This is a genomic window from Peribacillus sp. NPDC096448 (assembly GCF_044762675.1).
GTDB lineage: Bacteria > Bacillota > Bacilli > Bacillales > DSM-1321 > Peribacillus > Peribacillus frigoritolerans_B.
Window position 1 is genome coordinate 648543 of the sequence record NZ_JBIWEU010000001.1, and the last position, 14242, is coordinate 662784.

The 14242-nt window shown below is 41.9% G+C and carries 15 protein-coding genes; 14 read left to right on the forward strand and 1 reads right to left on the reverse strand.

The window, feature by feature from the left end; genetic code table 11:
• Positions 1-130 precede the first annotated feature (130 nt).
• A complete protein-coding gene (locus tag ACIQ0C_RS03150; RefSeq protein WP_402839985.1) occupies positions 131-1003 on the reverse strand; it encodes a YitT family protein in 873 nt (290 codons plus the stop codon).
• 129 nt (positions 1004-1132) lie between these two features.
• Between ACIQ0C_RS03150 and ACIQ0C_RS03155 the strand changes: the two genes are divergently transcribed.
• The 14 genes from ACIQ0C_RS03155 to ACIQ0C_RS03220 all read left to right on the forward strand — a co-directional run bounded on the left by ACIQ0C_RS03155 (position 1133) and on the right by ACIQ0C_RS03220 (position 14166).
• Positions 1133-1531 (forward strand): nucleotide pyrophosphohydrolase, encoded by a 399-nt coding sequence (locus tag ACIQ0C_RS03155; RefSeq protein ID WP_402839988.1) that lies wholly within the window; start codon positions 1133-1135, stop codon positions 1529-1531.
• Positions 1524-2324 (forward strand): 4-hydroxy-tetrahydrodipicolinate reductase, encoded by an 801-nt coding sequence (dapB, locus tag ACIQ0C_RS03160; RefSeq protein ID WP_268564143.1) that lies wholly within the window; start codon positions 1524-1526, stop codon positions 2322-2324. Before ACIQ0C_RS03155 ends, dapB begins: the two co-directional genes overlap by 8 nt.
• 18 nt (positions 2325-2342) lie before the next feature.
• Positions 2343-2768: a methylglyoxal synthase gene (locus ACIQ0C_RS03165; RefSeq protein ID WP_403056748.1), complete on the forward strand. Its 426-nt coding sequence runs from the start codon at positions 2343-2345 to the stop codon at positions 2766-2768.
• Positions 2752-3465 carry a bacillithiol biosynthesis deacetylase BshB1 gene (bshB1, locus tag ACIQ0C_RS03170; protein ID WP_403056751.1) on the forward strand — a complete coding sequence of 238 codons (714 nt, stop codon included), beginning with the start codon at positions 2752-2754 and terminating at the stop codon, positions 3463-3465. Before ACIQ0C_RS03165 ends, bshB1 begins: the two co-directional genes overlap by 17 nt.
• A gap of 4 nt (positions 3466-3469) precedes the next feature.
• Positions 3470-4609: an N-acetyl-alpha-D-glucosaminyl L-malate synthase BshA gene (gene bshA / locus ACIQ0C_RS03175; protein ID WP_402839997.1), complete on the forward strand. Its 1140-nt coding sequence runs from the start codon at positions 3470-3472 to the stop codon at positions 4607-4609.
• Positions 4610-4622: 13 nt separating this feature from the next.
• Positions 4623-5807 (forward strand): CCA tRNA nucleotidyltransferase, encoded by a 1185-nt coding sequence (locus tag ACIQ0C_RS03180; protein ID WP_403056754.1) that lies wholly within the window; start codon positions 4623-4625, stop codon positions 5805-5807.
• Positions 5792-6772, forward strand: coding sequence for a biotin--[acetyl-CoA-carboxylase] ligase (locus ACIQ0C_RS03185; RefSeq protein WP_403056757.1), 981 nt, complete (start codon positions 5792-5794; stop codon positions 6770-6772). The genes ACIQ0C_RS03180 and ACIQ0C_RS03185 overlap by 16 nt, the downstream gene beginning before the upstream one ends.
• Positions 6773-7114: 342 nt before the next feature.
• Entirely contained in the window at positions 7115-7951 is an 837-nt protein-coding gene (gene panB / locus ACIQ0C_RS03190) for a 3-methyl-2-oxobutanoate hydroxymethyltransferase (RefSeq protein ID WP_402840004.1), read from the forward strand.
• Positions 7948-8796: a pantoate--beta-alanine ligase gene (gene panC, locus ACIQ0C_RS03195; RefSeq protein WP_402840007.1), complete on the forward strand. Its 849-nt coding sequence runs from the start codon at positions 7948-7950 to the stop codon at positions 8794-8796. The genes panB and panC overlap by 4 nt, the downstream gene beginning before the upstream one ends.
• Before the next feature lie 24 nt (positions 8797-8820).
• Complete coding sequence (gene panD / locus ACIQ0C_RS03200; protein ID WP_402840010.1) at positions 8821-9204, forward strand: aspartate 1-decarboxylase; 384 nt, start codon at positions 8821-8823, stop codon at positions 9202-9204.
• Positions 9205-9364: 160 nt separating this feature from the next.
• Entirely contained in the window at positions 9365-12145 is a 2781-nt protein-coding gene (dinG, locus tag ACIQ0C_RS03205) for an ATP-dependent DNA helicase DinG (protein WP_403056760.1), read from the forward strand.
• 151 nt (positions 12146-12296) lie between these two features.
• Positions 12297-12467: a YpmA family protein gene (locus tag ACIQ0C_RS03210; protein WP_065310840.1), complete on the forward strand. Its 171-nt coding sequence runs from the start codon at positions 12297-12299 to the stop codon at positions 12465-12467.
• An 18-nt stretch (positions 12468-12485) separates the two neighbouring features.
• Positions 12486-12962, forward strand: coding sequence for a cell wall elongation regulator TseB-like domain-containing protein (locus tag ACIQ0C_RS03215; RefSeq protein ID WP_403056763.1), 477 nt, complete (start codon positions 12486-12488; stop codon positions 12960-12962).
• Positions 12963-12981: 19 nt separating this feature from the next.
• On the forward strand, positions 12982-14166 hold the full coding sequence (locus ACIQ0C_RS03220) for a pyridoxal phosphate-dependent aminotransferase (protein ID WP_403056766.1): 1185 nt from the start codon (positions 12982-12984) through the stop codon (positions 14164-14166).
• The last annotated feature ends 76 nt before the right edge of the window (positions 14167-14242 follow it).

The following is a 14242-nucleotide window of genomic DNA, read 5'->3' on the forward strand; positions in this document are numbered from 1 at the left end:
AGGACACCATCTTGGATGGGGTCCTTTTTTCATTTTTAAGAGTATTTGTTGCACATCGCTAATAAAATTCAGTTAGACAGGGCAACATTCATAAGGATTGCATTCCATCGGTATGCCACAAATCAATGGATTACCTTTCAATGGGATTCTTGTTCTCATCAAGGGTAAAGCCCTCACCCAATACGTCATGAACTTCACTTACTGATACAAATGCATGAGGGTCCACAGACGTTATGGCATTTTTTAAGCGGACTAACTCATTTTTCCCAACAACACAATAGAGGACTTCGCGGTCATTGCGTGTAAATGACCCATATCCCCTTAATACAGTTACGCCCCGCTCCATATCATTCATGATTTTTTCAGCAATTTCCTTGTTTTTATCACTAATGATCATTGCACCTCTGGCAGCATAGGCTCCTTCTTGCATAAAGTCGATCACTCTGGCACCTATAAAAACGGCAACGAGGGTGTACATCGCTTCCCGGTAATCCAGGTAGGTAAGGATGGATAGGCCAATGACGACGGCATCAAAGATGAACATGGTCCGTCCCATGCCCATCCCTAAGTAACGATGGGCAAAACGCGCAATGATATCCACTCCGCCTGTTGTACCGCCGTAACGAAAAATGATGCCCAGCCCGACACCAACCGAGACCCCGGCAAACAATGCCACAAGCATCAAATCGTTACCGAGATCGATTTCAATTTCATATCTCTCGAAAACCCATAGCCAAACGGAGAGGCCAACCGTTCCGATGATCGTATATAAGAAAGATGTACGCCCTAAATATTTCCACCCTATTAAAAATAAGGGAATATTCAAAATCAAATTAGAATAAGAAGGATTTATCCCGATAAGTTGATATATAATCAAGGTAAGACCGGTGAATCCGCCTTCGGCCAAGTTGTTCTGCATATTAAAATGCACGAGGCCAAATGCGAATATTCCAGCCCCAAAAAGGATGAATATGATATTTTTTAATTTTAAGCCCAAAAGCATGTCCCATACCTCCAACGGTTTGCATAGCATTAATTTACTTATTATAACTAATTAACCAACTATGGGCAATTTTGATTCGCGAACGTATCTGTTGTCATCTGTTTCACTTTTAGCTAACATGGAGAAGGTATGATGTTTGAAAACGAAAATCAAGAATGGGTGACTCATATGGAAAAGCAAAAGACGATCCAACAAATGCAAGCGGAAGTCGACCAATACATAGGACAATTTAAAGAAGGATATTTCAGCCCTCTGGCCATGCTCGCCCGCATGTCTGAAGAACTTGGGGAATTGGCTAGGGAAGTCAATCATTACCATGGTGAAAAACCAAAGAAGGCAACGGAGGAAGAGAATACCATTGAGGCGGAATTGGGGGACATGCTTTTTGTGTTGATTTGTTTTGCCAATTCTTTAGGGATTGACCTTCAAAACGCGCATGATTTGGTCATGGAAAAGTTTACAACCCGCGATAAAGATAGATGGACAAGAAAAGAAGAGAAAATGGAGGAGGAAGGTAAAGATGAGTAAAGTGAAAGTGATTGTAGCAGGTCCACGTGGCAGAATGGGAAATGAAGCGGTGAAGCTTGTACACAGGACAGAAGGGTTTGAATTGGCAGCTGTCATAGATCGCAAGCATAACGGGGAAAGCCTTTCCGCAATAGAAGGTTTTCACGGTATTGAAGCACCTGTTTTTTCTGATATAAATGAATGCTTTTCTTCCGTAGAGGCAGACGTATTGATCGATTTGACAACACCGGAAGTGGGCATGTTCCATACCGAAACGGCACTAAATCATGGCATCCGCCCTGTAGTGGGAACGACTGGTTTTACAAAGGAAGATTTAGCAAAGCTGGATTCATTGACAAAAGAAAAGGGCATTGGTTGCATCATCGCGCCAAACTTTGCAATTGGAGCCATTTTGATGATGAAGTTTTCCCAAATGGCCGCAAAGTATTTCCCGGATGTGGAAATCATAGAAATGCACCATGATCAAAAACTGGATGCACCTTCTGGAACTGCTTCCAAAACGGCAGACATGATTGCAGCGGTACGTGAAACAAAACAACAAGGGCACCCCAATGAAAAAGAAACGATCCAGGGGGCAAGAGGTGCAAATATAGATGGCATGCATATCCACAGTGTCCGGCTACCGGGACTCGTTGCCCATCAACAAGTGCTTTTCGGAAGTGATGGAGAGCTATTGACGGTTCGGCATGATTCCTTTAATCGAGCTTCCTTCATGTCAGGAGTCAAACTTGCTGTCGATACCGTCATGAAATTGGATGTTCTTGTATACGGCTTGGAAAATATTATTGAATAGGGATCAGGAGGATTTACGATGAAAATTGCCTTAATTGCCCATGATATGAAAAAGGAAGATATCATTCAATTTGTGACAGCCTATAAAGATGTATTTGAGCAGCATGAATTATTTGCAACAGGTACGACTGGGAAACGAATCATCGAAGAAGTATCACTGCCAGTCCATCGTTTTCACTCAGGACCTCTTGGCGGTGATCAGGAAATAGGTGCAATGATTGCACGCGGAGAAATGGACATGGTCCTATTTTTCCGCGATCCTTTGACATCACAGCCACATGAACCTGATGTATCGGCGCTTATACGCCTATCAGATGTATATGAAATTCCCTTGGCAACAAATATGGGCACTGCAGAAGTGCTGATACAAGGTTTGAAACATGGGTATATGGACTGGCTAAAACTACGGCAAAAACAAGGTGAGATAAATGATAAACAAAAGTAACATAGATATCCTGGCTTTCGGGGCACATGCGGATGATGTTGAAATCGGTATGGGTGGCACGATCGCTAAATATGTACAACAAGGAAGGGAAATTGTCATTTGTGATTTGACAAAAGCTGAAATGTCATCCAATGGAACCGTTCCATTGCGGCAAGAGGAAGCGGATAAGGCTGCTGAAATCCTTGGGGTGAAGAGGATTTCCCTTGGTCTACCCGACAGGGGACTATACATGAAGGCGGAATACATAAATCAAATCATTACGGTCATTCGCCAATATAAACCTGCACTTGTATTTGCACCATTTTTGGAAGATCGCCATCCCGATCATGGTAACTGTGCCAAGTTAGTCGAGGAAGCAGTTTTTTCGGCAGGAGTAAGAAAGTATATGGAAGAAGATGGCCTGGATTCTCATCGTGTCCAAAATATGTACTATTATATGATCAATGGGTTTCACAAACCGGACTTCGTCGTGGACATCACTTCTACAATATCGAAAAAGCTGGATAGCCTTAGGGCATATGGCAGCCAATTCGAAAAAAGTCAAGTATCTGTAGAAACACCGTTAGTTAATGGCTATATCGAGACTGTAGAGGCACGGGAGCGGATGTTCGGAAAAGAAGTGGGAGTCGCCTTTGCGGAGGGATTCAAGACAAAAAAACCGTTACTGATCGATGCCGACTTGTTAGGAGAAAAATAATCTTATGAAATTAAAAATTGGAATTACCTGTTACCCTACAGTTGGGGGTTCTGGTGTCGTAGCAACTGAATTAGGTAAGATGCTTGCAGAAAAAGGACATGAAATACATTTCATTTCTTCGAGCATCCCTTTTCGCTTGAATAAGATGTACTGTAATATTTTTTATCACCAGGTTGAAGTTAACTCATATTCAGTCTTTCAATATCCACCATATGACCTGGCGCTTGCGAGCAAGATGGCGGATGTAGTAAAACGGGAGAAATTAGATATCCTCCACGTTCATTATGCAATTCCACATGCAGTTTGTGCGATCCTTGCAAAGCAAATGTCAGGTAATGAAGTGAAGATCGTAACCACACTGCATGGTACGGATATAACCGTATTGGGCCATGATCCCTCATTGACCAATTTGATTAAATTCGGCATTGAGCAATCAGATGTCGTTACAGGAGTATCTAATTCCCTTGTCCAGCAAACGCACGAATTAATCGCGCCGGATAAGGAAATCAAAACCGTTTATAATTTTATTGATGAAAGAGAATACCATAAATCCAATTCAGATTACCTTAAAGATGAATACGGAATCAGGGAAGATGAAAAAGTGATCATACATGTTTCGAATTTCCGTTCGGTCAAGCGGGTGAAAGACGTCATCCAGGCGTTTTATTTAACTCAAAAGAAAATGCCTGCAAAGCTTCTGCTCGTAGGAGACGGGCCGGAAGTGACAACCGTATTGAAATTGGCTAAAGATCTTGGAATCGATGATTCGGTCTTGTTCCTTGGTAAGCAGGATAACCTTGCAGAATTATATTCAATCAGTGATTTGATATTCCTGTTATCGGAAAAAGAGAGCTTCGGGCTTGTGCTGCTCGAGGCGATGGCATGTGGAGTTCCTTGTATCGGGACGAATATCGGGGGAATTCCTGAAGTCATCGTTGATGGGGAGACAGGTTATATTTGTGAATTGGGAGATGTCAAAATGGTTGCTGAAAAAGCGATTGGACTTTTAAGCGACCCGATTTTACATAAACGCTTTTCTGAAGCTGCGCTGGAAAGGGCCAATACTGAATTTCACAGTGATACTATTATGTCAGAGTATGAAGCCATCTACATTCAAGCACTTGAAGGTAAATCCATGGAATAGGGAGGAGATGCTGATGGATCGGTTATTCTTGAAATCAGTACCCATTCTGGAATTGATTGAAGAAGCAGGATACGAGGCTTATTTCGTTGGCGGCTCTGTAAGGGATTATATCCTTGGCAGGCCCATAAACGATGTGGACATCGCTACTTCCGCAACACCCCAGGAAATCAAAAGGATTTTTCCTAATACGGCTGATATCGGAATCGACCACGGTACAGTGCTTGTCATTACGGATACGGGTACATATGAAATTACGACGTTTAGAACGGAAAGCGGGTATTCGGACTTTCGCAGACCCGATGCCGTAAAATTTGTCCGTTCTTTGACTGAGGATTTGCAAAGAAGAGATTTTACCATGAATGCAATAGCAATGGATAGGACCGGAAAGATCATCGATCCATTTAATGGTAAGCGCGATTTGGCACAAAAAAGGATTATCACGGTTGGTAACCCGCATGAAAGGTTTCATGAGGATGCATTGAGAATGATGCGTGCTTTAAGGTTCGTCAGTCAACTTGATTTTGAACTGGATCAAGAAACCTTTGATTCCCTTAAAGAGAACGCCCAGAACATCAGTGAAATCGCTGTCGAAAGAATCCTGGTTGAATTTGAGAAGCTAGCGGCAGGCTCCAATAAGATAAAGGCTTTCTCACTCTTGCTGGAAAGCGGATTATATCAATACCTGCCTCTATTCTCAAATAAAAAAAATCATCTAATGGACTTACTGAACCTGCCGCTTCAGCTGCTGAAAGCGGCTGAAATATGGTCTATCATCATGGTTCACACAAAGGATCAAGAAATGGAAGAGGCTTTGAGAGCATGGAAGCTGCCATTGAAAACCATTAGAAACGTTCAACGTACAATACAGATGGTGAAGAAAAAAGAACCATCAGCCATCGATGTATTTCAGGCAGGTCATAGCGTAACGGTTCAAGCTGCTAAAGTCAGGGCTGCACTGACTGGCGGTAATGTATCGGATGCTGAAGAGAATGCAGACCAACGCTACAATGAACTTATTATAAAGCAAATGTCGGATCTTGCCGTTACGGGGACGGATTTATTGAATTGGCATCAAGAAAAGCCAGGTCCATGGGTCAAAGAATACTTGGAAAAAATATTGAATGCTGTCTTGAATGAAGAATTAAGAAATGATAAAGAAGAAATAAAGAGGTGGCTGGTGAAATGCAATCTGAGTTAAGATCAAAGCTGATGGAAGCTCTCTCAAAAGCGGATGGTGCGTTTATATCCGGTCAGGAAATTGCTGAATACATTGGCTGTTCGCGCACAGCTGTCTGGAAGCATATAGAAGACCTGCGCAGTGAAGGTTATAGTGTAGAAGCCGTAAGGAAAAAAGGCTACAGAATCATATCAGCGCCTGAAAAAGTCTCCGAAAGCGAAATACAACTTGGCTTGGAAACAAAAACGATCGGCAAGATGATCCATTATCAGGAAACTGTAGAATCCACTCAAAAAATTGCGCATCAGCTGGCAAATGAAGGAGTTCAGGAGGGAACCCTCGTCGTTGCCGAGGAGCAAGTATCCGGAAAAGGAAGGCTAATGAGATCTTGGCATTCCCCAAAGTTCAGCGGCATATGGATGAGTCTCATCCTAAGACCGAAAATCCCGATTCATGAGGCTCCGCAACTTACATTATTGGCAGCGGTCGCTGTGGCTCAGGCTATAGAGGATACCACTGATTTAAAGCCACAAATAAAGTGGCCGAATGATATTTTGGTGAACCGCAAGAAAGTGGTGGGCATCCTGACGGAGATGCAGGCGGAGTCAGATAGAATCCATTCTGTCATTATCGGAATTGGAATGAATATCAATCAGCAAATGGAGGATTTTCCTGTAGAACTGCAGGAAAAAGCTTCTTCCCTTCTCTTAGAAAGTGGAGGGACGGTTTCAAGGTCCAAAGTCATTCAACGAGCATTGTTTCGTCTGGAAAATCTGTACGAACTCTATTTAGATCAAGGGTTCATGCCTATAAAGGATTTATGGGAGAGTTATGCGATCAGTCTTGGACAGGTAATCAAAGCCAATACCGTTAATGCCACGATTGTTGGAAAAGCATTGGGTATAACGGATTCAGGCGTTTTACTGCTTGAAGACGAAAAAGGAACCGTACATTCGATATATTCTGCAGATATTGAAATTCATTAGATTTTTGTCACATTCGTGAAAATTAAATAGAAATTATCTATTTGGCTTGATATAATGCAAGTGGGCAGTATCTCATGTGAACTGCACCCCCATAAATACCAAATCATTTGAAAATCTGCCTTGATCCAGAGAACTGGACGGGGACGGAGGGATGAAACTTCTGATGAAACAAAGGGATTGACTAAAAAGTTAAGTGCTGTTTATTGATCGAATTGTGGCTGTTCATGCCATTTTTCGTAGCTAAACAGATACTTTTTTAGTCAGTCCTTTTTTTGCGCATGAATGTATAGACACCAGTTTTCGCTGATGTTTTCATCTCCTCCATCAAAAGGAGGAAACGTAATGAAATTGTCCGGAGATTTTTTGAAAATGAAACAAAATCAAGAGAAGATTGTCATGCTGACGGCTTATGATTACCCTTCAGCAAAATTAGCCGAACAATCAGGTGTTGACATGATTTTAGTCGGTGATTCTTTAGGAATGGTCGTATTGGGATATGACTCAACGATTCCAGTTACAGTGAATGACATGATCCATCATACAAAGGCAGTAAAACGCGGGGCACCAAACACATTTGTCGTGACGGATATGCCCTTTATGAGTTATCACCTATCTATGGATGAAACACTCAAGAATGCAGCCCGGATCATGCAGGAAGGTCATGCGGATGCCGTGAAGCTCGAGGGTGCGGATGATGTTGTTGAAAAAATATCAGCATTGACCAAGGCGGGCATCCCGGTTGTTGCCCATCTTGGTTTGACTCCTCAATCCGTCGGTGTCCTGGGCGGATATAAAGTGCAAGGAAAAGATGCTGAAAGTGCAGCACAGCTCTTGGAAGATGCGAAAAAATGTCAAGAGGCGGGGGCGATGCTAGTAGTTTTTGAATGTGTTCCATATCAAGTGGGGGAACTCGTTACACGGAACCTCGAAATTCCAACCATTGGAATTGGGGCAGGCGCAGAAACGGATGGTCAAGTCCTCGTTTACCATGATGTCATCAAGTATGGGGTAGACCGGCTTGCGAAATTCGTAAAGGTTTATGGAGATGCAAATGAACTGATTGGCCAATCGATTACAAGCTTTGTGAATGAAGTGAAATCTAAAGATTTTCCTTCGGAAGAACATACATTCACGATGAAGGATGAGCAGCTTTCTGAACTTTACGGAGGGAAAAGATGAAAACTTTTACATCAGCAGCTGATTTGCAATTGGCACTTAGAGAGGAAAAAAACAATCACAAAAGCATTGGCTATGTAGCGACAATGGGGTTTTTGCATGAGGGGCATGCAACCCTCTTGGAAAAGGCCCGTAAAGAAAATGATATTGTGGTATTGAGTATTTTTGTGAATCCGATGCAATTTGGACCTAATGAGGATTTTGAAACATATCCGCGGGATTTGGAACGGGATGAAAATGTCGCAGCCAATGGCGGAGTGGATTATCTCTTCTATCCAACAGTCCATGAAATGTACGGTGAAGAACCATCTGTGAAAGTTGTTGTCCAAAGCAGGACGGATGTTTTATGCGGGAGACAAAGGCCTGGACACTTTGATGGTGTAGCGACTGTCTTAACGAAATTCTTCAATATCATCCTCCCTGATAGAGCTTACTTTGGTAAGAAGGATGCCCAGCAAGTCGCCGTGATAGATGGACTGATCAAAGACTTCAATTTCCCCATCCAGCTTGTTGCTGTAGATACCGTACGCGAAGAAGATGGGTTAGCGAAGAGCTCGCGAAATGTGAACCTATCAGATCAAGAACGCATGGAGGCTAAAGAGCTATACCAAAGTTTATTAAAGGCCAAAGAGGCGGTGGAATCAGGTGAAAGAAATACAGCAACCGTCACGGCTCTAGTGAGTGAACATATTACTGCCCACACAAGTGGAGTGATCGACTATATTGAAGTCTATCAATACCCGGAACTTAAACCACTTGAATCGCTGGCAGGAAACATCATCATTGCAATGGCTGTAAAGTTCAAGCATGCAAGACTAATTGATAATATCACCTTATATGTAGAATAATTCATAAGATCAGGGGGAATTGAGATGTTTCGAACGATGATGAATGGAAAAATCCACCGTGCACGTGTAACTGAAGCTAATTTGAATTATGTAGGTAGCATTACGATTGATGAGGATATAATTGATGCGGTGGGTATTCTGCCTAATGAAAAAGTCGCCATCGTTAATAATAATAATGGTGCACGGCTTGAAACGTATGTGATTGCAGGTGAACGGGGTAGCGGTGTCGTGTGTTTGAATGGAGCGGCAGCTAGACTGGTGCAGCCGGATGATGTCGTGATAATCATTTCTTATGTGATGGTTTCTGAGGATAAACTGGGAGATCATAAACCAAAAGTTGCAATCATGGATGAAAACAACAAAATCATTGATCTGATTTCAAACGAACCTGCAGCTACAATCATGTAAGCGGAGGGCCGGCACATGTGCATGGATCATGCATAAAGGTGCCGGCCCTTTTCGTCTATTGATGTACGGCTTGTTTCCTTTATTACGATTATTATGGTATAAAAAAGATAAGAGAATTCCATCAGGAAGTGGAGAAAGCGAAGTTTGAGGTGTACAATTCATGATGCAACGATATGTAGTGGTTGATTTGGAAACAACAGGGAATTCTCCGAAAAAAGGAGATAGGATTATTCAATTTGCTGGAGTGGTCATCGAAAATGACCAAATTGTGGATGAATACTCGACATTCATCCATCCTGGACAGGAAATTTCCTTGTTTATTGAAGAATTGACCGGAATAAGCAACGAGACGGTAAAAAATGCACCTGACTTTGAAGATGTTGCAGAAAATATTGCCCGGCTTATTGAAGGGGCTTGTTTTGTTGCCCATAATGTTTTATTTGATTTATCTTTTTTACAGGAAGAACTAGTACGATGCGGGTTTGAGCCGTTTTATGGTTCCACCCTTGATACAGTGGAGTTGGCGAAAATATTAAAACCAACATCCGATGGATATAAGCTGCACCAGCTGGCTAAAGAAGAAAACCTAGATCATTCCAGGCCCCATCAAGCGGATAGTGATGCATATGCCACCGCGTTATTATTGTTGGAATTGAAAAAAAAGCTGATGAATCTTCCAGTCATGACACTTAAACAGTTACATCGATTATCTTATTCCTTACAAAGTGAGGTTTCCGAATTAATAGATGCTTGCATTGCAAGCAAACTTGCTAAAGCAGAAGTCCATTCATCTGATCTAATTACTTATAGGGGCCTTGCGTTTAAAAAGGCCGAGGACGAAGGTGATCATAAAGACACGGAGTCGAATTTCCCGCTCGATGATGAGGAAAAAATAGCCATGCTTCAAAATGCATTCCCTTCATTTGAAGCAAGAAGCGGACAACTTGATATGATGAACATGATTCACAATTCCTTCGAAACCAGCCAGGATGCAATCATTGAAGCTGGAACAGGTATTGGAAAATCCATAGGTTATCTGCTTCCGGCCGTTTATTTTGCAAAAAAACATCAAACATCTGTCGTCGTTTCGACGTATACGCTTCAGCTACAGGATCAACTTCTTCAAAATGAGGTTCCTAAGCTTAAGAAAATCCTTCCTTTTACCTTTCAAGCTGTTTTACTGAAGGGGAGAAGCAATTATTTGAGCTTGGCAAAGTTCGAAAGGGCTTTGCGTGAGAAGGAAGATAATTATGAAACGGCCTTAACGAAAATGCAGATATTGGTTTGGCTTACTGAAACCGTAACAGGTGATAAAGATGAATTGAATCTTACAAGCGGCGGTCAGCTATTTTGGAATAGGCTTCAAAGTGATGGTCTTACATACGCCGGTTTAAAACAGCCCTGGCTTGAATTGGATTTTTTTGAAAGGGCAAAAAGAACAGCTGCAAAGGCGGATATCATCATTACTAACCATTCCTTTTTAATGACGGATCTGCTTACAGAAGACGCCTTGATTCCAAAAAAAGGGTATTTAGTTCTCGATGAAGCACACCATTTGGAACAGGCTGCATCAAAACAGCTTGGGAGCAGGCTTAATTACATTTCGGTGAAGACGGTTTTGAACAGACTAGGGACATCAGATCAAAAGCAATTATTATATAAATTGGACAGGATGCTCTTAAATAGCGGACTGACGAATGGGAAGTCTTCGCATGAATTAGATCAAAAGCTTAGTGATTTTTCGTATGAATTCGAACAGCTTTTTTATTACATTTCCAATCAGGCGGAAAAACTTTCAAGGTCCATGAGTCCAAAACGGCTTTCATTCAAAATAGATGATGGAAGATGGAGTAAAGCGATTCTTGTCGCTGAGCGATTGGTGGATTTATTAGGATACATCATCACGGAGTTAGAGAAAAGATTGGCTCTTTTATTGGATGATGAGTCCCCCTTAGGGAAAAATTCATTATTTCACTTGAATGATATCGAGGTGCTGCTTGGACATTTACAGGATACCAGGGACTCCTTGCATGAGTTTTTCATCAAGCCCCATGATGAAAATATTTATTGGCTTGATTATACGAATGCGGCACCTCAGCATGGGGTGACTTTGACGGTTCAGCCGATTTCAGGCAGTAAACGGCTATGGGATTCCTATTTCGGGCGCCAAAAAAGTGTGGTCATGACATCGGCAACCCTTGTGGTGAAGGATTCTTTTAAGTATTTTAAAGAGCAACTCGGTTTAGAGAATGAGCCAATGCAGACAGCAAGTTTTCCATCACCCTTTCCTTATAAGGAACTCGTAAAAGTACTGGTTCCAAATGATTTACCAGATATCAATTGTTTATCGGTGGAGGAATTTTCCGAAACCGCGGCAAACCATATTATTGCTGCCGCTCAGGCAGCGAAAGGGAGAATGATGGTATTATTCACCTCGCATGAAATGCTGCGGGCAACCTATCATTCCGTCAAAGACAGCGGCGTTCTGGATGAGTTCACCCTGTTTGCACAAGGGATTTCTGGCGGAAGCCGGATGAGGCTGCTCAGGAATTTCCAAAATTTCGAGAAAGCGGTCCTGTTTGGGACAACCAGCCTATGGGAGGGCGTCGATATCCCAGGCGAGGATTTATCTTGTTTAATCATTGTCAGGCTGCCTTTTTCGCCACCGGATGAACCAGTGACAGCTGCAAAATGCCAACTTCTCGAGAAGCAAGGGCGCAATCCATTCTCTGCGTATTCTTTACCTGAAGCCCTATTAAGGTTCCGCCAAGGTTTCGGCAGGCTTATACGCACTCCAGAAGATAAAGGGATTTTGGTTATACTTGATCGCCGTATCATCACAGCCAAATATGGACCTGAATTTCAAAAGGCCATTCCGGAAGTGGACTGGCACCAAGCCTCAATATCAGAAATGGCTGAAATGATAGAAGAGTGGATTTAAAGAATCTTGATTATTCATTAATCCAGGAATTTTTATGAATTTATAAAGAAAAATAATCTTTGAACTGGTATAATGTGATAGGTGGTAAAGCCTTCAAATCCTATTCATACCAGTGGTTGTTGACAATTTATTAAAATGGAGGGGCGTTTTCATGGAAAGTAAAATCGAAGTAATTTCAACAGTCAGGTTGCAACATTCTCCTGATCTGTATAAGATTGTGGATTCTTTGAACCGAACATTGAAAAAAGATGACTTAATGTTCGGTCTTGCATTGGATTCCCAAGATCAAGAAAAAGCGATATTTACAATTTATCGTACATAGAAAGAAGGAAAAGCAGCTTTGAAAAAATGGTTGATTATTGCTTCTATCCTAGTCCTTTGTTTTATCGGATTTGTCAGCGGGGCATACATTAAAGCGTTGCAGCCTAAAAAAGAGGCTGGTAATAAGGCTTTTAAAAAGGCAAAGGAAGAAGGCGGCCTTGTGACAATGGAAGAATTCTACCTTTATAATGGGCAGGATTCATACTCCGTCATCATTGGTAAGGGGGAAAAAGGGACTAAAAAAATAGTCTGGCTTCCTGAGGACAAGAAGAAAGAAATAGTAGTGGAAAACTATAAAGATGGTAAATCAAAAAAAGAGATCTTGAACATTGTCAATGAAAGGCTTAATCCCCAAAAAATCATTTCGGTTAAGCTAGGCATGGAAAAGAACGTTCCGCTCTGGGAAGTAACGTATCTTGATGAATCCGAGCGTTTTAACTATGACTATTATGATTTTAAAACTGGGGAATGGCTAAAGTATTATCGAAGCATTTAGAATGGAGGATTAATTTAAAATGAAATTAGCGAACCGCGTTCAGTCATTAACGCCATCAACAACATTGGCCATTACGGCAAAAGCAAAGGAACTTAAGGCACAAGGTTTAGATATAATTGGTTTGGGTGCTGGTGAACCAGACTATAATACTCCCAAACATATCATAGATGCAGCACTTTTATCCATGAATGAAGGTCAAACTAAATACACGCCATCCGCTGGTCTGCCGAAGCTAAAAGAAGCAATAGCGGCTAAATTGAAACGTGATCAGGGCTTGGATTACAAACCGTCTGAAATTGCAGTTGGCTCAGGTGCAAAGCACTCGCTGTACACATTGTTTCAAGCGATCTTGGATGAAGAAGATGAAGTCATTGTTCCGATACCATATTGGGTGAGCTATCCTGAGCAAATCAAGCTAGCAGACGGTAAGCCGGTTTATATAGTCGGTACGGAAGAAAATCAATATAAAATCACGAAAGAACAATTAGAACAAGCAATTACCGAAAAAACGAAAGCGGTTATCATCAACTCTCCAAGCAATCCAACGGGCATGCTTTATTCCAGGGAAGAATTGGCAGCTATCGGGGAAGTTTGCCTGGCTCATGATATCTTGATCGTTTCCGACGAAATTTACGAAAAATTGGTTTATGGAAATGCTAAACATACATCCATTGCAGAGATTTCACCTGAACTGAAAAAGCAAACGATCATCATCAATGGTGTTTCCAAATCGCATTCGATGACTGGCTGGAGAATTGGTTATGCAGTCGGTGATGAGTCCATCATTAAAGCAATGGCGAACCTTGCTAGCCATAGCACATCCAACCCAACCACAACCGCTCAATATGGTGCGATTGCCGCTTATGAAGGTACGCAGGAGCCTGTTGAGGAAATGCGTCAGGCATTTGAAGGCCGTTTGAATAAGATATATGATAAATTGGTTGAAATTCCAGGCGTAAGCTGCATTAAACCACAAGGGGCATTTTATTTATTCCCGAACGTTAAACGTGCAGTTGAATTAACAGGGTACAGCAATGTCGAAGATTTTACGACTGCGTTGCTTGAAGAAGCTCAAGTGGCCGTTATTCCAGGTTCAGGGTTTGGTGCACCTGATAACATCAGACTCTCTTATGCAACTTCACTGGAGCTGCTGGAAGCAGCCGTTGAAAGAATACATTCATTCGTTAAATCAAAAATGGCCTAATTTTTTATAACCTGCAGACTGCCTGGCTACATCAGGGTCTGCAGGTTTTTTTTAGTTGGATTATATTTCGATATGG

What these genes read in the sequence shown, in the direction of transcription:
- ACIQ0C_RS03185 (WP_403056757.1), top strand. Translation starts at nt 5,792, where the DNA reads ATGCAATCTGAGTTAAGATCAAAGCTGATGGAAGCTCTCTCAAAAGCG.
- panC (WP_402840007.1), top strand. Translation starts at nt 7,948, where the DNA reads ATGAAAACTTTTACATCAGCAGCTGATTTGCAATTGGCACTTAGAGAG.
- ACIQ0C_RS03155 (WP_402839988.1), top strand. Translation starts at nt 1,133, where the DNA reads ATGATGTTTGAAAACGAAAATCAAGAATGGGTGACTCATATGGAAAAG.
- panD (WP_402840010.1), top strand. Translation starts at nt 8,821, where the DNA reads ATGTTTCGAACGATGATGAATGGAAAAATCCACCGTGCACGTGTAACT.
- dinG (WP_403056760.1), top strand. Translation starts at nt 9,365, where the DNA reads ATGATGCAACGATATGTAGTGGTTGATTTGGAAACAACAGGGAATTCT.
- bshA (WP_402839997.1), top strand. Translation starts at nt 3,470, where the DNA reads ATGAAATTAAAAATTGGAATTACCTGTTACCCTACAGTTGGGGGTTCT.
- bshB1 (WP_403056751.1), top strand. Translation starts at nt 2,752, where the DNA reads ATGATAAACAAAAGTAACATAGATATCCTGGCTTTCGGGGCACATGCG.
- ACIQ0C_RS03150 (WP_402839985.1), bottom strand. Translation starts at nt 1,003, where the DNA reads ATGCTTTTGGGCTTAAAATTAAAAAATATCATATTCATCCTTTTTGGG.
- panB (WP_402840004.1), top strand. Translation starts at nt 7,115, where the DNA reads ATGAAATTGTCCGGAGATTTTTTGAAAATGAAACAAAATCAAGAGAAG.
- dapB (WP_268564143.1), top strand. Translation starts at nt 1,524, where the DNA reads ATGAGTAAAGTGAAAGTGATTGTAGCAGGTCCACGTGGCAGAATGGGA.
- ACIQ0C_RS03220 (WP_403056766.1), top strand. Translation starts at nt 12,982, where the DNA reads ATGAAATTAGCGAACCGCGTTCAGTCATTAACGCCATCAACAACATTG.
- ACIQ0C_RS03180 (WP_403056754.1), top strand. Translation starts at nt 4,623, where the DNA reads ATGGATCGGTTATTCTTGAAATCAGTACCCATTCTGGAATTGATTGAA.
- ACIQ0C_RS03210 (WP_065310840.1), top strand. Translation starts at nt 12,297, where the DNA reads ATGGAAAGTAAAATCGAAGTAATTTCAACAGTCAGGTTGCAACATTCT.
- ACIQ0C_RS03165 (WP_403056748.1), top strand. Translation starts at nt 2,343, where the DNA reads ATGAAAATTGCCTTAATTGCCCATGATATGAAAAAGGAAGATATCATT.